This is a genomic window from Aggregatibacter actinomycetemcomitans (assembly GCF_023518055.1).
Classification (GTDB): Bacteria; Pseudomonadota; Gammaproteobacteria; order Enterobacterales; family Pasteurellaceae; genus Aggregatibacter; species Aggregatibacter actinomycetemcomitans.
In genome coordinates this window covers 1,455,010-1,481,103 of record NZ_CP085096.1, presented here as the reverse complement: position 1 = coordinate 1,481,103, position 26,094 = coordinate 1,455,010, and the positions used below count along the sequence as shown (strand labels likewise).

Annotated in this window: 22 protein-coding genes, 2 pseudogenes and 1 riboswitch; of the genes and pseudogenes, 17 read left to right on the top strand and 7 right to left on the bottom strand. The window is 46.1% G+C overall.

The window, feature by feature from the left end:
- Window positions 1-39 precede the first annotated feature (39 nt).
- Window positions 40-282 (bottom strand): hypothetical protein, encoded by a 243-nt coding sequence (locus LIN98_RS07415; protein ID WP_005586389.1) that lies wholly within the window; start codon window positions 280-282, stop codon window positions 40-42.
- 132 nt (window positions 283-414) lie between these two features.
- Here LIN98_RS07415 and LIN98_RS07410 point away from each other — a divergent pair.
- Both LIN98_RS07410 and qseC read left to right on the top strand, forming a co-directional pair.
- Window positions 415-582: pseudogene (locus tag LIN98_RS07410) on the top strand (winged helix-turn-helix domain-containing protein); the annotation flags it as partial.
- A complete protein-coding gene (gene qseC / locus LIN98_RS07405; protein WP_005589310.1) occupies window positions 551-1,945 on the top strand; it encodes a quorum sensing histidine kinase QseC in 1,395 nt (464 codons plus the stop codon). The pseudogene LIN98_RS07410 and the gene qseC, both read left to right, overlap by 32 nt.
- A gap of 84 nt (window positions 1,946-2,029) precedes the next feature.
- On the opposite strand, the gene ggt is transcribed toward qseC, so the two are convergent.
- The 4 genes from ggt to LIN98_RS07385 all read right to left on the bottom strand — a co-directional run bounded on the left by ggt (window position 2,030) and on the right by LIN98_RS07385 (window position 6,726).
- Window positions 2,030-3,799: a gamma-glutamyltransferase gene (gene ggt / locus LIN98_RS07400; protein ID WP_005567413.1), complete on the bottom strand. Its 1,770-nt coding sequence runs from the start codon at window positions 3,797-3,799 to the stop codon at window positions 2,030-2,032.
- A gap of 232 nt (window positions 3,800-4,031) precedes the next feature.
- Window positions 4,032-4,277 carry a YgjV family protein gene (locus tag LIN98_RS07395; RefSeq protein WP_005540815.1) on the bottom strand — a complete coding sequence of 82 codons (246 nt, stop codon included), beginning with the start codon at window positions 4,275-4,277 and terminating at the stop codon, window positions 4,032-4,034.
- 189 nt (window positions 4,278-4,466) lie between these two features.
- On the bottom strand, window positions 4,467-5,804 hold the full coding sequence (argG, locus tag LIN98_RS07390; RefSeq protein ID WP_005567415.1) for an argininosuccinate synthase: 1,338 nt from the start codon (window positions 5,802-5,804) through the stop codon (window positions 4,467-4,469).
- A gap of 94 nt (window positions 5,805-5,898) precedes the next feature.
- The gene (locus tag LIN98_RS07385) at window positions 5,899-6,726 is read right to left on the bottom strand and encodes an NAD-dependent epimerase/dehydratase family protein (RefSeq protein WP_005540818.1); all 828 of its coding nucleotides are present in this window, start codon (window positions 6,724-6,726) and stop codon (window positions 5,899-5,901) included.
- Window positions 6,727-7,082: 356 nt separating this feature from the next.
- Between LIN98_RS07385 and prfC the strand changes: the two genes are divergently transcribed.
- The 3 genes from prfC to LIN98_RS07370 all read left to right on the top strand — a co-directional run bounded on the left by prfC (window position 7,083) and on the right by LIN98_RS07370 (window position 9,500).
- A complete protein-coding gene (prfC, locus tag LIN98_RS07380) occupies window positions 7,083-8,666 on the top strand; it encodes a peptide chain release factor 3 (RefSeq protein ID WP_005567417.1) in 1,584 nt (527 codons plus the stop codon).
- Window positions 8,667-8,853: 187 nt separating this feature from the next.
- Entirely contained in the window at window positions 8,854-9,204 is a 351-nt protein-coding gene (locus tag LIN98_RS07375; protein ID WP_005555126.1) for a type II toxin-antitoxin system RelE/ParE family toxin, read from the top strand.
- Window positions 9,201-9,500: a helix-turn-helix domain-containing protein gene (locus tag LIN98_RS07370; RefSeq protein ID WP_005540827.1), complete on the top strand. Its 300-nt coding sequence runs from the start codon at window positions 9,201-9,203 to the stop codon at window positions 9,498-9,500. Before LIN98_RS07375 ends, LIN98_RS07370 begins: the two co-directional genes overlap by 4 nt.
- 35 nt (window positions 9,501-9,535) lie before the next feature.
- Here the strand turns inward: LIN98_RS07370 and glnE are convergent, their stop codons facing one another.
- Window positions 9,536-12,469, bottom strand: a complete 2,934-nt coding sequence (gene glnE, locus LIN98_RS07365) for a bifunctional [glutamate--ammonia ligase]-adenylyl-L-tyrosine phosphorylase/[glutamate--ammonia-ligase] adenylyltransferase (RefSeq protein WP_014167733.1) — start codon at window positions 12,467-12,469, stop codon at window positions 9,536-9,538.
- A 201-nt stretch (window positions 12,470-12,670) separates the two neighbouring features.
- On the opposite strand from glnE, the gene LIN98_RS07360 reads away from it, so the two are divergent.
- The 12 genes and pseudogenes from LIN98_RS07360 to bioB all read left to right on the top strand — a co-directional run bounded on the left by LIN98_RS07360 (window position 12,671) and on the right by bioB (window position 24,481).
- Window positions 12,671-12,898 carry a hypothetical protein gene (locus LIN98_RS07360; RefSeq protein ID WP_005567423.1) on the top strand — a complete coding sequence of 76 codons (228 nt, stop codon included), beginning with the start codon at window positions 12,671-12,673 and terminating at the stop codon, window positions 12,896-12,898.
- Window positions 12,891-14,591, top strand: coding sequence for a CRISPR-associated helicase/endonuclease Cas3 (locus tag LIN98_RS07355; protein ID WP_014167734.1), 1,701 nt, complete (start codon window positions 12,891-12,893; stop codon window positions 14,589-14,591). The genes LIN98_RS07360 and LIN98_RS07355 overlap by 8 nt, the downstream gene beginning before the upstream one ends.
- On the top strand, window positions 14,554-15,009 hold the full coding sequence (locus LIN98_RS07350; RefSeq protein WP_231098019.1) for a type I CRISPR-associated protein Cas7: 456 nt from the start codon (window positions 14,554-14,556) through the stop codon (window positions 15,007-15,009). The genes LIN98_RS07355 and LIN98_RS07350 overlap by 38 nt, the downstream gene beginning before the upstream one ends.
- Before the next feature lie 243 nt (window positions 15,010-15,252).
- On the top strand, window positions 15,253-15,930 hold the full coding sequence (gene cas4 / locus LIN98_RS07345; protein WP_142951978.1) for a CRISPR-associated protein Cas4: 678 nt from the start codon (window positions 15,253-15,255) through the stop codon (window positions 15,928-15,930).
- The gene (locus tag LIN98_RS07340) at window positions 15,920-17,674 is read left to right on the top strand and encodes an ATP-dependent nuclease (protein WP_249856100.1); all 1,755 of its coding nucleotides are present in this window, start codon (window positions 15,920-15,922) and stop codon (window positions 17,672-17,674) included. The genes cas4 and LIN98_RS07340 overlap by 11 nt, the downstream gene beginning before the upstream one ends.
- Before the next feature lie 53 nt (window positions 17,675-17,727).
- On the top strand, window positions 17,728-18,741 hold the full coding sequence (gene cas1c, locus LIN98_RS07335; protein ID WP_005571529.1) for a type I-C CRISPR-associated endonuclease Cas1c: 1,014 nt from the start codon (window positions 17,728-17,730) through the stop codon (window positions 18,739-18,741).
- Window positions 18,742-18,744: 3 nt separating this feature from the next.
- Window positions 18,745-19,038 carry a CRISPR-associated endonuclease Cas2 gene (gene cas2, locus LIN98_RS07330; protein WP_249856099.1) on the top strand — a complete coding sequence of 98 codons (294 nt, stop codon included), beginning with the start codon at window positions 18,745-18,747 and terminating at the stop codon, window positions 19,036-19,038.
- A 488-nt stretch (window positions 19,039-19,526) separates the two neighbouring features.
- Window positions 19,527-19,614, top strand: a riboswitch (TPP riboswitch).
- 123 nt (window positions 19,615-19,737) lie between these two features.
- Window positions 19,738-20,138: pseudogene (locus LIN98_RS07325) on the top strand (bifunctional hydroxymethylpyrimidine kinase/phosphomethylpyrimidine kinase).
- A gap of 21 nt (window positions 20,139-20,159) precedes the next feature.
- Window positions 20,160-21,164: a thiamine ABC transporter substrate binding subunit gene (thiB, locus tag LIN98_RS07320; RefSeq protein WP_005567441.1), complete on the top strand. Its 1,005-nt coding sequence runs from the start codon at window positions 20,160-20,162 to the stop codon at window positions 21,162-21,164.
- An 8-nt stretch (window positions 21,165-21,172) separates the two neighbouring features.
- A complete protein-coding gene (gene thiP / locus LIN98_RS07315) occupies window positions 21,173-22,801 on the top strand; it encodes a thiamine/thiamine pyrophosphate ABC transporter permease ThiP (protein ID WP_148326196.1) in 1,629 nt (542 codons plus the stop codon).
- Window positions 22,785-23,432, top strand: a complete 648-nt coding sequence (gene thiQ, locus LIN98_RS07310; RefSeq protein ID WP_005567444.1) for a thiamine ABC transporter ATP-binding protein — start codon at window positions 22,785-22,787, stop codon at window positions 23,430-23,432. Before thiP ends, thiQ begins: the two co-directional genes overlap by 17 nt.
- Window positions 23,433-23,476: 44 nt before the next feature.
- Complete coding sequence (gene bioB, locus LIN98_RS07305; protein WP_005540274.1) at window positions 23,477-24,481, top strand: biotin synthase BioB; 1,005 nt, start codon at window positions 23,477-23,479, stop codon at window positions 24,479-24,481.
- A 97-nt stretch (window positions 24,482-24,578) separates the two neighbouring features.
- On the opposite strand, the gene LIN98_RS07300 is transcribed toward bioB, so the two are convergent.
- Window positions 24,579-25,961 carry a Do family serine endopeptidase gene (locus LIN98_RS07300; protein ID WP_005545932.1) on the bottom strand — a complete coding sequence of 461 codons (1,383 nt, stop codon included), beginning with the start codon at window positions 25,959-25,961 and terminating at the stop codon, window positions 24,579-24,581.
- Window positions 25,962-26,094: the final 133 nt, after the last annotated feature.

The following is a 26,094-nucleotide window of genomic DNA, read 5'->3' as shown; positions in this document are numbered from 1 at the left end:
GATCCTTTAATTTCTGTATTAACTATCTAATTCGGAAAGTCAGCAGTAAAACGCCGAGGGTTGTGGGACCGTGGTTGATTTGAATTTAACGACGCTATCAGTTCGATTATCTTCTATAAAGCGTATATCGAGATATTCCGTATCATATAAAAATACCTGCCCGTGTCCATTGGGCATGCTATATTGAGACCCGTCATTAACAAAGTCGGCTTGTAGTTTTACGACCACTAATGCTAATTCAGCCATGATTTCTTGTTCAGTTCTCATTTTTAATGTAGTCATTTTTATTTCCTGTGCTTTAAACTGATTACGGGATTACTCTGCTCAATTTTGTAAGAGCGTTTCACTATGTGCAATAATCTTAATTTTAATTTATCGCGCTGAGCCTAGTTAATTTATCGCGCGCGGCATCAGCTGACCCGCGATTTTATTGAAGACAAACTTTATAACTGGGATAACGAAGTGAGCAGTAACGCGCTGGAAGTGCATATTTACAACCTGCGCCAAAAGCTCGGCAAACAATTTATTCGCACCGTTCACGGCGTGGGCTATGCACTGGGAAAAAATGATGAAACTGAGTAAGTGGAATAATTACAGCCTGCGTTTTCGTTTGATTGTCACCTTGTCGCTGGTGTCGGTGTGCGTGTGGCTGATTTCCACGGCGGTGGCTTGGTTTCAGGTGCGTAAAGAAGTGAACCAAGTGTTTGACGCACAACAAATTTTATTTGCCCAACGTCTGGCGTCTTCCGATTTACGCACCATTTTAATCGGTCATCAACGTGGCAAACCGTCGCATAAACGCCACGGTTTTAAAAGACCGGATTATGAAGATGACGCCTTAGCTTTTGCGATTTTTGCGCCGGACGGGGATATTTTATTGAGCGACGGCGAAAATGGGGAAAACTTTATTTTTGCGCCGGCGCGTGGCTTCAGTAAATCCCGTCTGCGGGAAGATGATGACGAATGGCGTATTTTCTGGCTTCCGGTGGGAGACGGACCGCTCATGATCGCCGTAGGGCAGGAACAGGAATATCGCGATGACTTAGTAAATGAAATGGTGTTTGGGCAAATGTGGATTTGGTTTGCCGGCTTGCCGTTTTTACTGCTCGCTCTCGGATTGGTGATTCGCAAAGAGTTAAAAAGCCTGAAACAAATCGGTGAACAAGTGGCAAAACGTACGCCTGATGATGCGTCTTTGTTGAAAACGGAAAATATCCCGACGGAAATCCTGCCGCTCATTCAAAGTTTGAATCAGTTTTTTGACCGCACTTCTTCCATGTTATTGCGTGAACGGCGTTTTACCTCCGACGCCGCCCACGAATTACGCAGCCCGCTTGCGGCGTTGCGTATTCAAACGGAAGTGGCGCAAATTGCCGGTGATGACGCCAATATGCGCGAACAGGCGTTGGATAATTTAACCCAAGGTATCGACCGTGCGACGCAATTAATTGAACAATTATTAACCCTTTCCCGTTTGGACAGTTTGCAGGAATTGGATAATTTACAGGAAATTCATTGGGAGCAAATTGTTCCGTCCCTTATCGGCGACCTGTATTTTCATGCGGAAAAACGTGATATTACTCTTGAGTTTGAAGAAATTGCCGTGCCGGCAGTGAAGCTGGGGCAGCCGTTGTTGCTTTCTTTAATGTTGCGCAACCTTATCGACAACGCCATTCGTTATTGCCCGCAAGGTAGCCGCATTAAAGTGCGGTTAGAAAAATCCAAGATTGCGGTGGAAGGCAACGGCGGTGGCGTAGACGACGCCGATCTCGCCAAACTCGGACAACGCTTTTATCGCCCGGCGGGACAGAACGAAAAAGGCAGCGGCTTGGGCTTATCCATCGTTCACCGTATCGCCGAATTGCATCACTACAAAGTGCGGTTAAAAAATACCACGGATCTGAATGGCAACCGAATGGGTTTGTTGGCAGAGATTCAGTTGTAATCCGTTTGATAGAAAGGTCGCATGACGTGCGATCTTTTTTCCGGGCGTTCAAAAACACTTGAAAAAATAACCGCATTTTAATGATCAATACCCGACCGTTTTCCCTTCCGGATTGCGTGGGTCGGAGTAGCCGTAGAAGCCGTCTTCGCGGGCTTGGATAATTTGCACACGTCCCATCGGGGCTTTTTCTTTGATGGTGTAGCCTTGGGCTTTTAGGATCGCCAAGGTGTCGGGGCTTAAACCTTCTTCTACACGCAATTCGTCAGGCAACCACTGATGGTGGACGCGCGGGGTGACGATGGCTTCCGCCGGGTTCATTTTATGATCCACAGTGTTGACGATACTTTGCAGCACGGTGGTGATAATGCGTGCGCCGCCCGGGCTGCCGGTGACTAACCAAGGTTTGTTGTCTTTCATGACTAAAGTTGGTGTCATGGAAGAAAGCGGACGTTTTTGTGGGGCGATGGCGTTGGCTTCGCCGCCGATTAAGCCGAAGCCGTTCGGTACGCCCGGTTTGGCGGAGAAGTCATCCATTTCGTCGTTTAACAAAATGCCGGTGCCTGCTGCCACAATGCCGCTGCCAAAATTGAAGTTTAGCGTATAAGTCACCGCCACCGCGTTGCCGTTTTTATCCATTACGGAGAAGTGGGTAGTTTGGTCGCTCTCATAAGGCTGCGGTTGTCCCGGTTTGATTTCCGCCGCCGGTTTTACTGCCGCTTCGCTAATGCCTTGCGCCAATTGGTCAGCATATTTTTTAGAGGTTAAACCTTTCATCGGAATTTTTACGAAATCCGGATCACCCAAATATTCGGAGCGGTCGGCATAGGCAAGTTTCATGGCTTCCGCTAGATAATGAATGGATTTTGCGCTGTTTACACCATAATCAGCGAGAGGGTAGCGTTCCAGAATATTCAGAATTTGTACCAAATGAATCCCGCCGGAGCTTGGTGGCGGCATGGTGACCACTTTGAAACCGCGATATTCGCCTTCAACAGGTTTGCGTTCAATGGCTTTATAGCCTTTCAGATCCTCCATGGTGATCAAACCCTGGTGCTTTTCCATTTCAGCGACGATTTTTTTCGCAATGTCGCCTTCATAAAAAGCTTTGGCGCCTTGTTTAGCGATGAGTTTTAAAGAATTCGCCAGATCTTTTTGCACCAACAAATCCCCTTCTTTTAACGGTTCTCCATCTTTAAAGAAAATAGCTTTGGATGATGTCCATTTGCCCAAATTGTCCTTTTCTTCTTTTAACGTTTTGGCGAGCATCGGACCGACGGTAAAACCTTTTTCCGCCAATTGAATGGCGGGTTCAACGACTTGGGCGAGGGACATGGTGCCCCATTTTTTCAGGACGTATTCCATGCCGGCGACAGTGCCCGGCACACCGACGGCGAAGTGGGTGTAAAGGGAGCGTCCGTCAATGACATTGCCGTCTTTGTCCAGATACATATCACGATGGGCTTTCAGCGGCGCAGTTTCGCGGAAATCCACGGAGTAGTTTTCGCCACTCTTGGCATCATGTAGCACCATAAAACCGCCGCCACCGATGTTACCGGCGTTCGGTAATACTACGGCGAGAGCAAATCCCACGGCAACTGCGGCGTCCACGGCATTGCCGCCTTGGCGTAAAATTGCCGCGCCCACTTCACTGGCTAACCCTTGCTCACTGGCGACCATGCCATGTTTGGCGTAAACAGGATGAAATATGTCGTTAGCGCTGTCGTAACGGGCTGCTGCCAGTTCCGTTGCGGTCATGGCAGGGGCTTGCGGATTCGCTATAGCCGAGCTGCCTACGGCAATCGCAATAGAAAGCGCTAGGCTACTGAGTAAGCATTTTGTTGTGAATTTCTTCATATTTTCTCCTGTTGTGTGTGAAATAACCGCTTTGAGATTAACCTAATTTTGCTGATTAAAACAACAAGAGATCACAAAATGAAGGGTAAATTTGTGACCTAGATCACATATTTTGATACTTTTTCTAATGTTTGAGATAAATAAATTTTATTAGTGATAAGTTAGAGAAAAGCATGCGGTCGTCCGTGATATAAAAACACATAAAAAACCGACCGCACTTTTGCGAAGAGATTTATTCGATGCGGGTGATTTTGCCGGTGGTTTTCAAACGCCATAGCTGGTAAATATGTACGACGACTAAAAACGCGTTCAGTAACGCCACCGGGTAGGTTTGGGTAATCAGGGCATAAACGACGAATAACGCCGCGCCGATACCGTTTACAATGCGAAGCGGCACGATAGACTTAAACAAAAAGGAGGCGGCGACAATTAAGGTTGCCACATAGCCCAGAATTTCAACGGAATCAATTTCAAGCATAAGTTACTCCAAATCAGGTAATAAGAAAGGGCGCTATGATATTGCAAATGGCAGGCGATTGCAAAATATATGCAGAGGAGGGGGCTTGGTTAATTTTCCTCAAGTTCCGAAAGATAAAACAGCCCCAATGAGGCTGAATTATGTTCAATAACTTAAGGCAATTTGTTGTTACCTTGGCGAAAAAACAACTTACGCCTTTTTATACAACTGCGGCAACGCAGATTCTTTGTTCACCGCCAATAAACCGGTGCCGGAATAAATGCCCAATTTATCGCGGGTATCAATAATATCCAGATTGCGCATGGTTAATTGACCGATGCGATCGAGCGGATCGAATGGCGCATTTTCCACTTTTTCCATACTTAACCGTTCAGGATGATAGGTTAAGTTCGGCGATTCGGTATTGAGTAAGGAGTAGTCGTTACCACGACGTAATTCTAGCGTCACTTCACCGGTAACCGCACGCGCCACCCAACGTTGGGAGGTTTCGCGTAACATTAACGCTTGCGGATCGAACCAGCGACCTTGGTATAACAAACGCCCTAAACGGATACCGTTAATGCGGTATTGTTCGATGGTGTCTTCGTTGTGGATACCGGTCACCAAACGTTCGTAGGCGATATGCAATAACGCCATGCCCGGGGCTTCGTAAATGCCGCGTGATTTGGCTTCAATGATACGGTTTTCGATTTGGTCGGACATACCCAAACCGTGGCGAGCGCCGATGCGGTTGGCTTCAAGGAATAATTCCACGATGTTATCAAAGGTTTGGCCGTTTAATGCCACCGGCACGCCTTCTTCAAAGCGCACGGTGACTTCTTCCGCTTTGATTTGTACGTCTTCACGCCAGAACGGCACGCCCATGATCGGGTTGACGATACGAATGCCGGAATTTAAGAATTCCAGGTCTTTGGCTTCATGGGTGGCGCCGAGCATATTGGAATCGGTGGAGTAGGCTTTTTCCACGGACATTTTGTAGTCGAAGCCGTTTTCGATTAAGAAGTTGGACATTTCAAAACGGCCCCCCAATTCGTCGATAAATTGTTGATCCAACCAAGGTTTATAGATTTTTAATTGTGGGTTGGTTAATAAACCGTAGCGGTAAAAACGTTCAATATCGTTGCCCTTGTAGGTGCTGCCGTCGCCCCAAATATGTACGTCGTCTTCTTTCATGGCGGATACCAACATGGTGCCGGTGACCGCACGACCTAACGGAGTGGTGTTGAAATAGGTGGCGCCGCCGGTGGAAACGTGGAAGGCGCCGCATTGAATGGCAGCAATACCTTCTTGTGCCAATTGGGTGCGGCAGTCGATTAAACGCGCCATTTCTGCGCCATATTCTTTCGCTTTACGCGGGATTGCGTTGTAGTCGTCTTCGTCCGGTTGACCTAAATTGGCGGTGTAAGCGCAAGGAATGGCGCCTTTTTGACGCATCCAAAGCAATGCCGCGCTGGTATCTAAGCCACCGGAAAAGGCGATGCCGACTTTTTCACCTTTCGGTAAGTGTTGCAAAATGGTATTTGACATATTTTCTTTCCTTATTTGTTTTGTGTTTATTTTGGGTTAAACGAGTTTTAATAAAAAGTGCAACTAAAAAATAACTTAAAAACCGACCGCACTTTTATTCTTCCGAAAACATCAGATTTGGATCGGGGTATTGATAAACGAAATCCAGTTCACGACAAATTTTGTTCGCCACAATAATGCGCTGTGGATCTTCCGGTGCGCTGATAAAGTGCGGTGGATTTACATGGTGTTTTTCCGCTGCCAAGCGGTAATAGGCTTCGCGGGGCGGATGCACGGGCGCTGCCAAATGATACAGGCGATAGCCACCGGGTGTTTCCAGCAATAGTTGAATGGCGCGGGCGCAGTCATCCAAATGCACTAAATTCACCGGCGAACGACCGCACTTGAGATCCTGTTTGTCGGCGAGGGAAAAAATCGGATGGCGATCTTGCCCCACAAGACCGGCAAAACGAATAACATCGCAATCAATATTCTGTAGTTGCGCCAAGTTATTTTCAATTTCCACTAAGGCGCGCCCCACATCCGTTTCGGGCTGCGGTTGGATGGATTCGTCAAAATGCGCGGAAATCTCAGGGAAAACGGAGGTGGAACTAATAAAAATAATATGATGAACTCCGTGCAATAAGGCTTCATTCACCAGATTCTGCACGCCGACCACATAATGTTTGAGATCGAAAAAATATTGGCTCGGAGGAATATTGATAATCAGCGCATCAACGGATAACAGTGCGCTTAAATCGTCGGGATCGGCATTAATATCGGGGGTGAGTTCCAAGTGGTAAGTTTCTAATCGCAACAAACGCATTTGCTCCACACTGTCGTGGGTGCGTTTCGTGCCTTTCACTTCCCAACCCAGATTCTTTAAATAGCGCGCCAACGGCAACCCTAACCAACCCAAGCCGACAATCGCAACCGACCTCATATAACTCCTATTCATGATAAAAAATCCCCGCTATTCTAATCCATAGAAGGGATTGCTTTAAAGTTATTTCGTTAATAAATCCAACGCTTCTTGATATTTCTGCAATTACTTTGGCGACACTTTGTCGGAATAGATTTTTTTAAGACTGAGTTGTGTCATTTTATTACCTTTTATCCGGGCAAAAATCATGGCGCGTATTGTACCGCACTTTTTACGTAAACGTTTGCATTTTTTGCGGTAATTGTTAGCATTATTTTCCAGTCTTGAAAAGACAGGCTAAAAAGCATATAGTTGCGCGACCAAATTCTCAGCCGTCTCAGGACGGTTTTCTTCATTATTTATAAGACAAACAGCAGATGACACATCCTCAAGAACAAGTGAGCAAACGTCGCACGTTTGCGATTATTTCTCACCCCGATGCGGGTAAAACCACCATTACCGAAAAAGTGTTGCTTTACGGCAACGCCATTCAAAAAGCCGGTTCGGTGAAAGGCAAGGGTTCGGCGCAACACGCCAAATCCGACTGGATGGAAATGGAGAAACAACGCGGGATTTCCATTACCACCTCCGTCATGCAATTCCCATATAACGACTGTTTAGTCAACCTGCTGGATACCCCGGGGCATGAGGATTTCTCTGAAGATACCTACCGCACGTTAACCGCCGTGGACAGCTGTTTGATGGTGATCGACTCGGCAAAAGGGGTGGAGGAGCGCACCATTAAATTAATGGAAGTGACCCGTTTGCGTGATACACCGATTATTACCTTTATGAACAAACTCGACCGCGATATTCGTGACCCGATGGAATTGCTGGACGAAGTAGAAAACGTGCTGAAAATCCATTGCGCGCCTATTACTTGGCCTATCGGCTTTGGCAAATTGTTCAAAGGCGTGTATCACTTATATAAAGACGAAACCTATCTTTACCAAACAGGGCAGGGACATACCATTCAAGAGGTGCGTATTATTAAAGGATTGGATAATCCCGAATTGGATAACGCCGTGGGCGATGATTTGGCGCAACAATTGCGTGATGAACTGGAATTAGTGAAAGGCGCCAGTAACGAATTCGATTTAGACTTATTCCTGAGTGGCGAACTCACGCCGGTGTTTTTCGGGACGGCATTGGGGAATTTCGGCGTAGATCATTTCCTCGACGGTTTAACGGAATGGGCGCCGGCGCCGCAAGCTCGTCAGGCAGACTCGCGTAAAGTCTTCGCCGACGAAGAAAAATTCAGCGGTTTCGTGTTCAAAATTCAAGCCAATATGGATCCGAAACATCGCGACCGCGTGGCGTTCCTGCGCGTGGTGTCCGGTAAATACGAAAAAGGCATGAAACTCAAACATGTACGTATCGGCAAAGATGTGGTGATTTCCGATGCCTTAACCTTTATGGCAGGCGATCGCGCCCACGCGGAAGAAGCCTACGCCGGCGACATTATCGGCTTGCACAACCACGGCACCATTCAAATCGGCGATACTTTCACCCAGGGGGAAGATTTGAAATTCACCGGTATTCCGAATTTCGCACCGGAATTGTTCCGTCGTATTCGTTTGAAAGATCCGCTCAAGCAAAAACAATTGTTAAAAGGCTTGGTGCAACTTTCCGAAGAAGGCGCGGTGCAGGTTTTCCGCCCGTTGCTGAACAACGATTTAATCGTTGGTGCAGTGGGTGTGTTGCAGTTTGATGTGGTGGTGTCCCGTTTGAAATCCGAATACAACGTGGAAGCGATTTACGAAAATGTCAATGTGGCAACCGCCCGTTGGGTTGAATGTCGTGATGCGAAACAATTTGAAGAATTTAAACGCAAAAACGAGCAAAACCTCGCATTAGATGGTGGCGATAATCTCACTTATATCGCCCCGACCATGGTGAATCTGAATCTTGCAAAGGAGCGTTACCCCGACGTCACCTTCTTCAAAACCCGCGAACATTAATGCCGCAAAACGCTAAAAAATAAGACCGCACTTTGGTTTTCTTGATCAAAGTGCGATTGTTTTTTTGGAGTTTTTGCGATCGCCATCGCAAAATGAGTTCACATTTCTTTACGATTTTTATCTCGTTTTCATACTTGTTTTATTTAGGATTGAAAGTATAAGCTATAACTTATAAAATGAGGTGGTTATGTGGGCGGTGATTTTAACGGAACGATTTGAAACTTGGTTAAATCAACAGCCGATAAAAACGCAGGAATGTGTTTTGGCAAACTTGGTACGGTTGGAACATTTTGGTCCGAATTTAGCCCGTCCTTATGTAGATAGCGTAGCAGGGTCAATTCATAGCAACATGAAAGAACTACGCGTTCAGCATTCGGGAAGAGCAATTCGACTCTTTTTTGCTTTTGATCCAAAGCGTAGAGCCATTGTTTTATGTGGTGGAGATAAAGGCAATGACAAGCGGTTTTACCGTACGATGATTAGAATTGCAGATCAAGAATTGAATCATTATTTGGCAACCATGGAGCAAACAAAATGAAAACATTACAACAAGTTATTGATGAACGTTCGGTAGAAAGCCGCCAACGTATTCAAACCATGGCGGAAGATTTAATTCTTGAAACCGGTTTGCAACTGTTGCGAGAAGAATTAAATATATCGCAACAACAATTAGCTACGATTTTAGGTGTAACTCAACCTGCAATTAATCAACTGGAACAGCGTGGCAATGAAATTAAGCTTGCAACCCTCAAACGTTACATCGAAGCAATGGGCGGCAAATTACGCCTTAGTGTAGAAATGCCTGATGGACATCAGCGGGTTTTTCAAATTTAAATTGTGATTTAACAAAATAAATGACCGCACTTTATCTAATAAAACAACCGCGCCCAAATCTCCCGCACAAACGCTCGTTCGGCGTGAAATTCCGAGGCGTTGACCACGGAAGGCAAGCCCAGTAAATTCAGGTGGTGAGTGCGGTTTCGCAGATCTACATAGCATTGTTTCAGGCGTTCGCCGTCTGTTTCGGAAATTACGCCGTATTTCACCATGATGTCGAAAATACGCACATTGTCAGACCAGCGGGTGAGCGCCGGTTGTTGTGGTGAATGCGCCAGCACCAGATATTGCGCGATGAATTCAATGTCCGTAATACCGCCCGAGTCGGTTTTGATGTTGAATTGATTTTCCGTCTGTTGCGTCAAATGCTGATACATTTTTTTGCGCATTTCACATACGTCCTGTTTGAGTTTTGCCAGATCCCGTGGCGCGGCTAGCACTTTGCGACGAATGGCATCAAATTCTTCACGTAGTTTCGGTTCGCCGAAGACCGCCCGGCTACGCACCAAGGCCTGTTTTTCCCACGTCCAGGCTTCGTTCAGTTGGTAGTTTTCAAAGGCGGCGAAGGAACAACCCAGTAAGCCCGCATCGCCCGACGGACGCAATCGCATATCGACGTCGTATAAAATCCCCGCGCTGGTGTTCATGCTGAAAATGCTGACGATTTTTTGTGCCAAGCGCAAATAAAACTGGTTGCTGTCGATGACTTTTTTACCGCCGACGGTTTGGCTATTAGTAGCGGGATCGTATAAAAACACCAAATCCAAATCGGATTTATAGCCCAATTCAATGCCGCCTAATTTGCCGTAACCCACCACCAGGAAATTTTTCTGTCCTTCCGCCAAATGTTCGGGTACGCCGAAGCGAACGGCAATTTGTTGCCATGCCAGATTGACCACCGCGCCGATAATTGCTTCCGCCAAATAGGTGAGATGGTCGCTGACTTTCATCACCGGCAGTACGCCGAGAATATCCGCGGCGGCAATACGAAGCAGGGCGGCGTGCTTAAATTGCCGCAAGCCGTCGATAAATTGTTCTTCGTCGCCTTGCGGCAAACGCAATAAATATTGCTGCAATTCGGAGGCATACTCGGTAAAGTGCGGTGGATTTCGCAAGGATTTTTGATCGAGCAGTTCATCCAGCAAAATCGGGTGGCGCGCCACTTGTTCTGCAATAAATTTCGATTGGGCGCAAAGCTCAATAAGTTGCGTTAGGGCTTGCGGATTTTCCGCCAGCAATTCCAAATAGGTGGTGCGGGTCAGGATTTTTTCGATGATGGTTAGAATGCGCGGCAGCAAAATAGGACAATGAGGCGTATACAAAACCTGTTGCAACACATTGGGCATTAAGCGATTGAGCACCGCCCGCCCACGTACGCCGATGGCATAACGGGGCAGTTCATTACGAAATTGTAACAGGCGATCCAACACCACATCCTGTTCCGTCTCCGGCACGCCGTTTTGTTGCAAAATGCCGAGCAATTCCTGTTCGTCAAAATCCGTTTCGAGAAAATCTTCCCATTCGTTTTCTGAGGTATTTTCTTCCTGTTCGTCACCAATTAATGATTGGAAAACCGACCGCACTTTACGTTGATGGTCATGCAACACGTCAAGAAAACCGCTCCAATCGTGAATCGGATAACGGATATTGACACTTTTCCGCTGCGCATTCCATTGGGTGAATTCCGCACAGGCGAAGATTAAACGTTGGCGATCCGATTCATTATCGGGCAGTTGTTGTGTTTGCTGATCTTTGATGGCTTGCAGCACGTTTTCCGCACGTCGCAAAAATAAATAGGCATGGCGCAACTGCGTTTCCTGTTCGTCGGAAATTAAGTGAAGCTTGGTGAGTTCAGGCAATAAACTCAGCAGTTCGGGTTGTTGCAGCGCGGCTTCACGCCCACCGCGGATCAGCTGAAAAACCTGCACGATAAATTCTACTTCACGAATCCCGCCGGCACCCAGTTTAATGTTATCGGTGAGGTTGCGGCGACGCACTTCCCGCTCGATTTTCTGCTTCATGTCGCGCAATGCTTGAATCACACTGAAATCAATGTAGCGACGATACACAAACGGGCGCAGTAAATTTTGCAACACGGTGACATTCGGATCCGTTGTCTGCGCGCCTAAAATCCGCCCTTTGATCATGGCGTAACGTTCCCAATCGCGCCCCTGATCCTGATAATATTGTTCCATGGCATTAAAACTGAGCGCCAGCGCACCGCTGTCACCAAACGGGCGCAGACGCATATCAGTGCGATACACAAAGCCGTCTGCGGTGTATTGATCCAAGGCGTTAATCAGGCGTTGTCCCAAGCGGGTGAAGAATTTTGCATTGTCTATGTTACGGCGTGCGCCCACGGTTTCCCCTTGGCTCGGGTACGTAAAAATCAAATCAATGTCGGAGGAAAAATTCAGCTCAAAGCCGCCCAGCTTGCCCATACCGAGAATGTAGAGCTGCTGTGCGTTGCCCTGCGCATCCATCGGCGTGCCCATTTCCTCACAAGCGCGCACATAAAGCCAATCGCGTGCCCCGATAATCAGGCTTTCCGCCAGTTGCGACAAGCGAATAAAAATCTGTTCCACCGTGGCAAGATTCAGGCTTTGGCAAAAACTCAGTTTCACCATTTCACGGGCGCGAAACTGACGTAATGACCGATAAAATTCTTCTTCCGTTTGCACCTTTTGCAACACCGCATCCAGCCGTTCGGCATAATGATCGCAGTCATCAAAGTGCGGTGGATTTTGCCAGCATTTCGCCAAAAAGTGCGGTTGTTTTTGCCACACTTCCACCACAAAATCCGACATCGCCACTGCCACGGCAATCTGCCCGATATGGCTTGCAGGATCGTCTTTCTGCTGCCGGATTTGTGCAAATAACGCCGAATCGAATTGCTCAGGAAAAGATTGGATTAACATCTCGGCAAGTGAATTAAGTTTATCGCTGAATGATGCAACAAAAGACATGATGAACCCTTATGAAAAAATGTGCGCTAACTTTAGCATGAAATGGGGAATTTTCAGAGTGGGGGGGAAAGTGTGAGGGAGGTCGCAAATTTGAATTTATCTGTTTGGTGGCGCTGAATGTTTTTTGCTATCCTCCTCCCATAATTAAAAATGCTATTGCTAAAAAAGTTAGGCCGATTTTTTGACCTAAAGGAAACCGCGATGAGTAGAAATGCGATTGCACACGTGCGCCAGTCCAATGGATTACGGCAGTTACTTATTGATCATTTATTCGAAACCTCTTCCATTGCCGGACAGCTTGCCTCAAAACTAAATTTAAGTTTAGCCGCCGAACTCCTCGGCCTCCTGCACGACTTCGGCAGATATTCCCAATGCAGTACTGGAAAAACAAACCGATTGCTTTTCTATTACGGAGATGCAAATGTCTGAAGTCATCGCCCATGCCCGCCAAGATTCAAAATGGCATTTTCACCCTCTGCAAAACCACTTGAAAAAAGTAGCAAAACTCGCCAGACGCTTTGCCGGACGTTACGGGGCTTTGTTTGCCGAATATGCAGGGCTTTTGCATGATTTGGGAAAATTTCAAGAGGCTTTTCAGGAATATATCCGTAGGGTTACAGGATTTGAACGGGAAAACGCGCATCTTGAGGATATTGAATCTTCCAAACCCCATAAAATTCCCCATTCGACCGCAGGCGCAAAATATGCAACGCAAAATCTTGATCCTTTCTTAGGGCATTTATTGGCATATTTAATAGCAGGGCATCATGCCGGTTTGGCGGATTGGTATGACAAAGGTAGTTTGAAATACCGTTTGGCACAGGCGGACGATGAATTGGCAGAGTCTTTAGCCGGTTTGGAAAAAAGTGGGCTAGTTGAAGACTTTTTATCCTTATCTGGTGATGCGCTTGAAGAAGACCTTTTAAACGTTTGGGAAAGCGGGATAAATCTTGAAGAACTGCATATTTGGATGCGTTTTCTCTTTTCTTGTTTGGTGGATGCTGATTTTTTAGATACCGAAGCCTTTATGAACGGTTTTGTCGATGCGGATGCGGCGCAACAGGCAGGTTTTCGCCCGAATTTCCCCGATTTAGAAGATATGCACAGCCGTTACGAGAAGCATATGCTTGATCTTGCAGAAAAATCGGATAAGCATTCAGTGTTAAATCAAGAGCGGAGTGCCATTTTAGCGCAATGTTTTTCTGCCGCAGAATCCGACCGCACTTTATTTTCTTTAACTGTGCCGACAGGTGGTGGCAAAACCTTGGCGAGCTTGGGGTTTGCTTTAAAACACGCTTTGAAGTTCGGTAAAAAACGGATTATCTACGCCATTCCCTTTACCAGCATTATTGAACAAAACGCCGATTTTTTCCGTAAAGCATTGGGCGATGATGCTGTGCTGGAGCATCACAGCAATTTGGAAGTCAAGGAAGACAAGGAAACTGCCAAAACGCGCCTTGCTGCGGAAAACTGGGATGCGCCGTTGATTGTTACTACCAATGTGCAGTTGTTTGAAAGCCTGTTTGCGGCAAGAACCAGCCGCTGCCGCAAGATTCACAATATCGCAGACAGCGTGATTATTTTGGATGAAGTCCAACAGCTTCCGCGCGATTTTCAAAAACCGATTACCGATATGATGCGGATATTGGCGTGTGATTACGGCGTTACCTTTGTTCTTTGCACGGCAACTCAGCCTGAACTTGGCAAAAATATTGACGCATTCGGACGTACCGTTTTGGAAGGTTTGCCGGATGTGCGCGAGATTGTGGCGGACAAAATTGCCTTATCGGAACGTCTGCGCCGCGTCCGCATCAAAATGCCGCCTCCAAATGATGAAACACAGAGCTGGCAAGAGATTGCCGACGAAATTGCAGAGCGTCCATGTGTTTTGGCGGTGGTCAATACCCGCAAACATGCCCGTAGGCTTTTTGCCGCGCTGCCTTCAAACGGCATCAAACTTCATCTCTCTGCCAATATGTGTGCTACGCACCGTAGCGAAGTGATTGCACTGGTTCGCCGTTATTTGGAACTGTATCGCGAAGGTCGTCTGAAAAAGCCTTTATGGGTGGTCAGTACCCAACTGATTGAAGCAGGAGTCGATTTGGATTTTCCCTGCGTTTAAAGAAGTTGATAACCCAAATCCTGATGACAGTGAAGAAGAAAAAGCTAAGAAAGAACGCGGCCGCATGGGACGCAAATTCACCGTACCTTATGGTTTATACCGCTGCCACGGCTTTATTTCCGCACACTTTGCCAAACAAACAGGATTTTCCGAAGAAGATTTAGCGTTATTCTGGAAAGCGCTGATCAATATGTTCGACCACGACCATTCTGCTGCACGCGGACAAATGAACGCACGCGGACTTTATGTGTTCGAACACAGCAGCAGCCTAGGCGATGCCCCTGCCGACAGCCTGTTTAAACGTATCCGTGTTGCCAAAAAAGACGGTGTGGAAGTCGCCAGAAACTTTGATGACTACACCGTCAGCGTTGATGAAACTAATCTTGGCGAAACCAAGCTGGATCGCAAATTAGGCTGATTGGCACACGATTTGTAAAACAAAAAGGAAAACGACCGCACTTTCAACCTAGGTTGGGTGGGCATTCCTGCTCATCACTCACCCGACGTCGTCTGAAAAACGGTGGGCAAGAATGCCCACCCAACCGATGTTTTTCAGACGACCTATAAAAACGCAGAAAAAATATTCATAAATGACTGAAGTTATTTATTCACCCCTTCGGGGCCGTTGGCATAAGCCAACGTTCAAAAAACGGAGTTTTTTGTGACCGCACTTTCAACTGAAACTCAACAGGGCAATCAGGATACCCGCCTGATTCCCCTTTCAGCCCTGCAACACTACGCCTTTTGTCCGCGCCAGTGTGCCCTAATCCACAACGAACAGGCGTGGGCGGAGAATTATCTGACCGCGCAAGGCAGCGCGCTACACGAACGGGTGGATTCGGGCGAACCGGAGACGCGCAAGGGCGTGCGCTTTGAGCGTACCGTTCACGTTTCGGCGGAGAAACTGGGCATCAGCGGCGTGCTGGATTTGGTGGAGGTCGAGGCGAAAACAGGTCGTCTGAAACCCGTGGAATATAAACGCGGCAAGCCCAAACTTGAGCCTATGGACGAAATCCAGCTTTGCGCCCAAGGGCTGTGTTTGGAGGAAATGACGGGGCAAACCGTCCTTGAGGGCGCGCTGTGGTATATGCAAACCCGCCACCGTGTCCCTGTCGTCTTTTCAGACGACCTCCGCACCCGCACGCTAGCCACCATCGCCGCCGTCCGTGGATTACTGGAAAGCGGACAAACCCCGCCACCCGACTACGGCAAACGCTGCAAGGCCTGCTCGCTGGTGGAGATTTGCCAGCCGGCATTGTTGGGGAAACGGGATAGGTCGGCGGGGTATGTAGATGAATTATTTGAGTATCTTGAAATAAGGAAAAAATATGAAAATTAAAACAATTGAAATTAAAAACTGGCGTTCTATCAAAGAGCTAAGAATTTCAGCACAAGACTTGATGATTATTATTGGACAAAATAATCATGGCAAATCTAATTTATTATCAGCGATTCTATTCTTTTTTGGTGAAATTAAACATCAAGATTTAGATTTCTCACAAGGTGCTCAAGAGCTTTTTGTTGATATTGAATTTGCTGATTTAGATATTCAAGATCAAACAACATTTGAAAAATATCTAACTAAGCAAGGGACTATTAGGGTTAGGAAAAGTGTTTATTTGGGTGGTAGTTTTGAATATAAAGGTTGGATACAAAGTTGTTCAGAAGACTTCCTAAAAGAAGAAAACGCTGGGAATTATACTAAGCGAGAGATCGCTAATAGTTTGCCTTTTTATCAATATTTACCTAGTACTGGAAAGCTATCTAAGGCACAAGTTATTGAGGCTCAACAAAAATATATACAATCAAATATTTTGGATCTAACATTCAGTTATGAATTAGAAAAAACAAATTTCATGGGGCTGAAATCTGTTGCTAAAGGCATTTTTGGTGAAGTTTATTTTCTGCCTGCCGTTAAAAACGCAACAGATGATTTTACATCAAAAGATAGTAGCGTTTTCGGTAAATTACTTGGCGAAGTTGTAGAGTCAATGTCTCAATATAATGAACATTGGCAAGTAACAAAACAGCAATTAGTAAATTTATTTTCTAAGTTTAGTAAATACATTGATGGCAAAGAAAATACAGACAGACCAAAACAGTTATTAGATTTAGAGAATGCGTTATCGCAAGAATTATCATCTTGGAATGCCTATTTTGATATTGAATTAAATACTCCTGATATTGACTCCATTTTAAAATCTAATGCTTCAGTATGGATTAATGATGGCACTCGTACAGATATTGCACGCAAGGGACATGGTTTACAACGTGCAGTAACTATTGCGCTTATACAGTTAATTGCAAAACGTCAGTTGCAGATTACTCAAAATCCTGAAATAACAAATCGGGCGGTCTCAAAATCTCGCTATTTTATTTTTGAAGAACCAGAACTATATCTACACCCGCAAGCTCAACGAGTTTTATTTGATAGCTTCATAAATCTTTCAGAAACAGGTAGTCAAGTAATTTTATGCACACATTCAAGTAATCTTATTAATATGGATAGATATAAGTCTATCTATATTATTAAAAAAGAGAATGAAGAATTTGGTAGTAAAGTAACACAATGTGAAGATGATTTATTTGATGGTAATGAGCAAGAAAATTGGAATTTATCTTATTGGATTAACCCGGATAGAAGTGAGTTGTTCTTTGCGGAAAAGGTAATTTTGGTTGAAGGGGCTACTGATAAAATAATTATTCCTGCATTAGCCAAACAGCTTGGTATTTTCAGGCATGGTTACACGGTTATTGATTGTGGCTCAAAAGGAAATATACCTTTGTACTTGAAATTATTAAATAAATTTAAGATAAAATATATCACTATATATGATCAAGATCATCAAGATAGAAAATCTGAAAATGATAAAGCTGTTGCCACTAAACTGACTAATAAAATTTTATCTTCTATTGAAGAAGAGTTAGGTCATTCTATTATGCTTATAAATGACATTGAAGAAGAGCTTGGTTATGAATGTGGTAAATCAGGGAAGCCTTTTCAGGCCTTGCAATATATAAAATCTGATAGTTTTAAACTATCCCCAAGTTTTGAAGAAAAAATCAGAAAAATATATCAATAATCAAAATTATAATTGCTAGTTAATTGAAGTAAGAAAAATTTTAGGAGCCACCCATGCGGAAACTGCAAAACACGCTCTATATCACCACTCAGGGCAGTTATCTGCATAAGGAGCGGGAGACGTTGGTAGTGGAGCAGGAAAAGAAGAAAGTGGCGCAACTGCCGGTGCATTCCATCGGACATATTTTCTGTTTCGGTAATGTGCTGGTGTCGCCGTTTCTCTTGGGATTTTGCGGGGAGAACAATGTCAATCTGGCGTTTTTTACCGAAAACGGGCGTTTCTTGGGGCGGCTTCAGGGGCGGCAAAGCGGTAATGTGCTGCTGCGGCGGGCGCAGTATCGGGTGTCGGAGCAAAACCCTGTGCCGATTGCGCGCAATATCATCGCGGCGAAGATTCAGGCGAGTAAGCGGGTGCTGCAGCGGCAAATTCGCAATTATGGGGAAAATGCTCAGCTACAAAGTGCGGTCGATTCTTTGAATGTTTCTTTACGGCAATTGGCTCAAGCCGAAAATCTTGATGAGGTTCGCGGTATCGAAGGCGATGCGGCGGCACGTTATTTCGGCGTATTTAATCTGCTTATTCGTGAGAATACCGGGTTTCATTTTGGCGGTCGAAATCGTCGCCCGCCCAGAGACGGTGTGAATGCTTTGCTTTCTTTCTTATATAGTGTTTTGGGGAAAGATATTAGCGGCGCGCTGCAAGGCGTAGGTCTGGATCCTCAGGTCGGTTTTCTGCACGCCGACCGACCAGGCAGGGACAGCCTAGCGCAGGATATTTTGGAAGAATTTCGCGCTTGGTGGGTTGATCGTATGGTGTTAAGTATGATTAATCGCTTGCAGATTAAACCGGCGGATTTTATTAATGAGGCGGGTGGTGCGGTAACCTTAAAATCTGAAGCCAGAAAATTGTTGTTTCAGGCGTTGCAGGCGAAAAAACAGGAGAAAATCGTTCATCCGTTTTTGGGCGAAGAGGTGGAAATCGGTTTATTGCCCTATATTCAGGCTATGTTGTTATCACGCCATTTACGTAGGGATTTAGCCGAATATCCGCCGTTTTTGATGAGGTGAAAAATGTTAATGTTGATTACCTATGATATTTCTTTAGAAGACCCGGAGGGAAAAACCAGGTTGCGCCGTATTGCGAAGCATTGTCTGGATTATGGCGTACGGGCGCAATATTCGGTGTTTGAATGCAATGTAACGCCGGATCAATGGGTAAAATTGAAGGCTAAGCTACTGGCGACTTATGATCCGGATTGTGGTAGTTTGCGATTTTATCACCTAGGCAGCAAATGGAGACGCAAAGTGGAACACCACGGGGCGAAACCGGCGGTGGATGTGTTTAAAGATGTGCTTGTTGTCTAGCTCGCTAACTCCTAGTTCTCATCAAATTCCCGTCAGGCTAGCGATCCTGATTTTCTTTAACAATTTGGAACAGTTAATTCATTTGTATAACGACGACATGCCCGTTATACTTATCCCACTCTCTATTTTGAAATAAGTTAGCGAAATACAGGAAGTAATCTACTGATTTTTCTTGTTTTTTCATATAGGGAGCAGCCACCTTCAGGTGGCTGTGTGTTGAAACGCCTGCGTCCTTGTATGCACACCCACACTTTTTCCCGCAGCCACCTTCAGGTGGCTGTGTGTTGAAACACTACCGGCACCTGGAATTGGTTAGCCAATACCCGCAGCCATCTTCGGGTGGATCTGTTTTGAAATAGGCGCTTTGTTACATCTGAACTCTGACACCAACTAAACTAAGCACCTTATAAAAATAAGGTGCTTTTCTTTTCCCGCAAACCAACACAAAACTCCTTGCCCTTCCTCCGCAAAATATATAGACTGAACCCCGTTATTAGTCGGGGTGCTTTGTGCTGAGATGATACCCGTGAACCTGATACAGTTAATACTGACGTAGGAAACTAACAGAGAATCACATTCCCTTTCTTTTTTCTCTTCTTTTATCGTCATTATTGCTGATTATCTTTTTTTCGTTAAAAAAAGGAAAAATTATGCAATATGGTTTTTGTTGTCCGTTATTTGTAAATAACGGAGGGCGTGATGAGTAAGGTTGCGCAAGCGTTGACCATCTTCGGTTCGGACAGCGGCGGCGGTGCCTGGGTTCAGGCGGATTTGAAGATGTTCCAAATGCACAGGATGTCGTTTGGTTCATCGGTGGCCGCGCAAAATACCTTGAACGTGGTTGATATTTACGCCGTGTCACTCAAAACCATCCAATGTCAGCTGAAAGCCATTGTGACAGATTTTGATATTTCGCACCTTTAAAATCGGTATGCCGGTCGGGCTGGTGGAGACTTCGGTGATGATTGCCAAAAGCGTTAGCGTTAAACAAGCGATCAAAACTGCGAAAAGATTACATCACGGTAGCCATCAGCTATCCGTTAAATACTGGGCACGGACACGGACCGACTAATCACTGGGCTTATCACGACAAGGATTAATTCAAACAGAGGAACAGACAAATGAAAAAAACACTTTTATTTTTGACCGCACTTTCTTTAACGGCAGGCACGGTGTTTGCCGATAATCAGAAGGAAAACGTGAACATTTACACTTACGATTCCTTCACTTCCGATTGGGGCGCCGGTCCGAAACTTAAGCAGGCGTTTGAACAAAATTTTCCCCGTTGCGTGGTGAATTATATGCCTTTTGAAAGTGGCGGCACGTTGTTTAATCGCGTACGTTTGGAAGGGCATAAAACCAAAGCGGATATTGTGTTGGGGCTGGATAATTTCGTGTTGGATGAAGCGAAAAAAAGCAAATTGTTTGATGTGAATAAGGTGGATTTGAGCAAACTTTCGCTGCCGAGCCAGTGGGCGGACAACAGCTTCTTGCCTTACGACTTCGGCACTTATGCTTTTGTGTATGATAAAAATAAACTGAAAAATCCGCCGAAAAGCTTGAAAGAATTGGTGGAACGTGAAGATTTACGCGTGATTTATCAAGACCCGCGCACCAGTAGCGTCGGACGCGGTTTATTGGTGTGGATGAATGCCGTTTACCCGGCGGAACAAGTGGCGCAGGCGTGGCAGCAACTTGCGAAACACACGGTGACGGTAGGGAAAGGCTGGTCGGACACTTACGGCGCATTCCTGAAAGGCGAGGCGGATTTAGTGTTAAGTTACAGCACTTCGCCCTTGTATCATCAATTATCTGAAAATAAAGATAATTACGCCGCCACCGAATTTGCCGAAGGCAATTTAACGCAGGTGGAACTGGCGGCACGCATTGCCGATCACAAAAATCAATGCGCCGATCAATTTATGGATTTTCTCATTACGCCGGAAGCGCAGAAGCATATTGTGACGGCTAACGTGATGTTGCCGGTGATTCACGCGCCTGTTGAACCGCACTTTAATGCGTTAAAAGAAAAATTGTTACGGCAATCTTTCCTGAATACCTCCAATGTCACTCCGGAAGCATTACGCAGCTGGATCAGCCAATGGCAAACCACCTTAACGCAATAACCTGAACGATGTTTTTGTCGTCTCCATCCTTATTCGTCAATCCGCAATTCCGCCCTCGTCATTATGTGAGCGGTGTTGCGGTGATGTTGTTGATTTCCTTGCTTTATGGTTTCGCCCTGCGCGCGGTGTTGGCGCAGGGTAGTGAGTTTCAGTGGCAAAGCATCTTTTCCGATGTCTATTTACATCACGTTATCGTCTTTAGTTTCGGGCAAGCATTACTTTCTGCACTGTTATCGCTGTTTTTCGGCATGCTGTTAGCCCGTGCCTTTTATTATGTGGATTTTCCCGGCAAATCATTTTTGCTCAGAATTATGTCGCTGACCTTTGTGCTGCCGGTGTTGGTGGCGATTTTCGGCTTGATCGGTATTTACGGCGCTTCCGGCTGGATTGCGCAAAGTCTCGGCTTGTTCGGCGAAACCTGGCAGGGCAGCATTTACGGCTTATCAGGTATTCTAACCGCCCATCTTTTCTTTAATATTCCGCTTGCTGCTAAGTTATTTTTGCAAAGTCTGAAAGCTATTCCTTACGAACAACGCCAACTGGCTGCGCAGCTGAATATTCGCGGCTGGCGTTTTGTGCGCTTGGTGGAATGGTATTATTTGCGCCGCCAAATTCTGCCGACCTTTAGCCTGATTTTCATGCTTTGTTTCACCAGTTTCACCGTGGTGCTGACCCTCGGCGGCGGGCCGCAATATACCACGCTGGAAACGGCGGTTTATCAGGCGATCCTGTTTGAATTCGATTTGCCGAAAGCGGCGCTGTTTGCTTTATTGCAATTCGTATTTTGCCTGCTGTTATTCAGTCTTGGCAGTCTGTTTAGTTCCACCGCACAAACTGCGTTAAGCAGCCCTTATCGCTGGCTTGATAGCCCCAAAAGTGCGGTCAAAATTTTCCACGTTTTTTTGCTGGTGATGTTTCTGTTGTTTATGTTATCGCCGTTGCTAAATATTATGGTGAGCGCGCTGGCGTCGGAAAAATTATTCACGGCGTGGCACAACCCGCAACTGTGGAAAGCCTTGGGCTATTCGTTAACCATTGCGCCGACATCTGCGCTGCTGGCGTTGCTGATGGCGGTGGCGTTATTGCTGTTATCCCGTCGTTTGCAATGGCTGTATTATGTGAAAACCGCGCAATTTATCATCAATGCGGGCATGGTGATTTTGGCAATTCCCATTTTGGTATTGGCGATGGGCTTGTTTTTATTGCTGCGAGAAATTGATTTTAACAACGCTTATTTATTCGCCATTGTGGTCGTCTGTAATGCCTTAAGCGCCATGCCGTTCGTGTTACGTATTCTCACCGAACCCTTTAATAACAATATGTTGTATTACGAACGCCTGTGCAATTCCCTTGGTATTCTCGGCTGGCGGCGTTTTCGGCTGATTGAATGGCATGATCTTCGTGCGCCGCTAAAATATGCTTTCGCCCTAGCATTTGCGCTATCTTTGGGGGATTTCACCGCCATTGCGCTGTTCGGCAATCAGGATTTCACCTCGTTGCCCCATTTGTTATATCAACAATTAGGTAGCTATCGCCACCAAGACGCCGCAGTGACGGCAGGCATTTTACTGTTATTATGCGGGGGGATTTTCGCCTTAATTGAAAATCAAAAGGAACAATATGATTCGCTTAGATAACGTATTTTTAGCCGACGACGCTTTGCCTATGGAATTTGACTTACAGGTAGCGGCGGGGGAACTTGTTGCCATGGTCGGTCCTAGCGGCGCAGGCAAAAGCACATTACTCAATTTCATCGCGGGCTTTGTGTTGCCAACGCGTGGCGAGATTTGGCTGAACGGCGAAAACCATACCCGCAGCGCCCCTTATGAACGACCGGTGTCCATGTTGTTTCAGGAGAATAACCTGTTTCCTCATTTAACGGTGCAACAAAATCTGGCGTTGGGCTTAAAAACGTCCTTAAAACTGACCGCACTTGAGCAACAACAATTGGCGCAGGTCGCCGATGCCGTGGGATTAGGCGCGTTTTTGTCCCGCCTGCCGAACAGCCTTTCCGGCGGGCAAAAACAACGGGTGGCGCTGGCGCGCTGTTTGTTGCGCGATAAGCCGATTTTGTTACTGGACGAACCTTTCTCCGCCCTCGACCCCGAATTGCGCATGGAAATGTTAAACCTGATCGATGAACTCTGCCGTAGCAAACACTTAACCTTGTTGCTTGTTACCCATCAACCTTCGGAGCTGGCAGGAAAAGTGGATCGCATTCTGCAGGTGGAAAATGGTCGGATAACTCACTCAGAAAAATGCGCCTAAAATGTACCGCACTTTCTATTAAAAAGATTCATTCAAGGAGACCTATGTTAACCAGTACCCTGCAAATTTACTCCATCACCCCGCACCCGAGCGTGGAATATTGGTCGGTGTGCAAAGTAGAAGCGTTGTTTGAAACCCCGTTTTTAGATTTGGTTTACCGCGCGGCGCAAGTGCATCGTCAGAATTTCAATCCACGCGCCATTCAGCTTTCAACCTTAATGTCCATTAAAACCGGCGGCTGTCCTGAGGATTGCGGTTATTGCCCGCAATCGGCGCGTTATCAAACGGGCGTGCAAAATCAGCAATTATTGGACGTGGAAGAAATCGTCGCCAAAGCGAAAATTGCCAAAGCCCGTGGGGCGGGGCGTTTTTGTATGGGCGCGGCGTGGCGCGGACCGAAACCGAAAGACATCGCCAAAGTGACGGAAATTATCAAGGCGGTGAAAGCCCTCGGCATGGAAACCTGTGGCACCTTCGGCTTATTGCAAGACGGCATGGCGGAAGAATTAAAAGACGCAGGCTTGGATTATTACAACCACAATTTAGATACCGCGCCGGAGCATTACAGCGAAGTTATCGGCACACGCCGTTTCGATGATCGTATCAGCACCTTGGGCAAAGTACGCAAAGCGGGCTTGAAAGTATGCTGTGGCGGCATTGTCGGCATGAACGAAACCCGCAAAGAACGGGCGGGGCTTATCGCCAGCCTTGCCAATTTGGATCCGCAACCGGAATCCGTTCCGATTAACCAATTAGTGAAAATTGAAGGCACGCCGCTTGCCGATGCAGAAGAACTGGATTGGACGGAATTTGTCCGCACCATCGCCGTGGCGCGTATCACCATGCCGAACAGCTATGTGCGCTTATCCGCCGGTCGCCAGGGCATGAGCGAAGAAATGCAGGCAATGTGCTTCATGGCAGGCGCTAATTCCATTTTCTACGGCGACAAACTCCTCGTCACCGGCAACCCGGAAGAAGACGGCGACCGTCTGCTGATGGAAAAACTCGATTTAGAACCGGAGACGGAAGAGAATAAGTATTTGCGTTAATGGTGGATTCCTTTGAAGGGCATGTGAAGTACTAAGCCCTTATAGGGTAGCCTAAAAACCGCACGTTTTACGTGCGGATTGGTATTTTTATTGCAGATTATTGCACCAGTAAATAGAAGTTACTATCGCCACGAATAATGTTCAAGGCAACGGCAGACGGTTTTTTATCTAACTCTTTGCGCAGTTGTCCGAGATTTTCTATTTTCTGGCGATTGATTCCGATAATCACATCACCGGTTTTTAAACCACGTTGTTCTGCCAAAGAACCGGTTTTTATTTTGCCCACAGATACGCCTTTAAGGCCTTTTTCGTCGTAATTATTTAATTCCGCGCCGTCTAGTGCAGGGAGCAAATTGCCGGCACTGGTTTGGATTTTGTCATCGGATTGTAAGACTACTTTTGTGGTGTTGGACTTGCTATCACGTAAATACGTTAACTCAATTTCTTTGCCTGCACCGGACGTGGCGATTTTAGCGCGCATTTCGGCGAAACTGGAAATAGATTGTCCGTTTATGGCTGTAATCACATCGCCTGCTTTCAAGCCGGCTTTATCTGCGGCAGAACCCGGAATGACTTCACTTACGAAAGCGCCTTTTTTTGCTTCAATGTCGAAAGCCTGTGCTAAATCAGCGTTTAATTCGCCGCCTTTAATGCCTAACATGCCGCGACGCACCTCACCGAATTCAAGAATTTGTTGAACCAGGTTATTCGCCATGTTGCTCGGAATCGCGAAGGCGATACCCGCATTACCGCCGCTCGGGGAGATGATGGCGGTATTAATGCCGATTAATTCGCCGTTCAAATTGATTAATGGACCACCTGAGTTACCACGATTGACTGCCGCATCAGTTTGGATATAGTTTTCGTACATTCCACTGTCGGATCCTGTGGAGCGCCCTAACGCCGAAACAATCCCGGAGGTCACGGTTTGACCTAAACCAAATGGATTACCAATTGCCACGGTGAAATCGCCCACGCGTAATTTGTCGGAATCGGCGATTTTAAGTGCGGTCAGATTTTTCGGTTTTTCTATTTGAATTAATGCCACATCGGACAGTTCGTCTGCGCCGATGACTTTGGCTTTAAATTCGCGACCATCTTGTAACTGAACGGTGATTTTATCTGCATCTTTAATCACATGGTTGTTTGTTAAAACGTAACCTTTTTCTGCATTGATGATTGCACCGGAACCGATTCCCCTAAAGTTACGCGGCGCACGATCGCGGTCAAACATATCAGGGCCAAAGAAAAATCTGAATTCCTCGGGAATGTCGTCAAATTGTTGTGCGGAGCGAGTTTTTTGTTTGCCTTCTACTGAAATGGAAACAACGGAAGGTAACACTTTTTCCAACATTGGTGCCAGACTTGGCATTTGTTGTTCTTCAACAATAGCGGGAATTTCTGCTTGGCTTAACATAGGTGTGCTTAACAGGCTCAATCCGAGCGCGATACTTGTTAATACAAAATTGTGTTTTTTCATTAAATGTGTTCTCCAATAAACATTAACATACTCGAAATTTCCATGCGATTTCGGTAACTGCTATGACAAAAAAAATCCTTGAATGTTCGGTGGGTTGTACGGCTTTTCAGATAAAAAATAAAAAAGTGCGGTC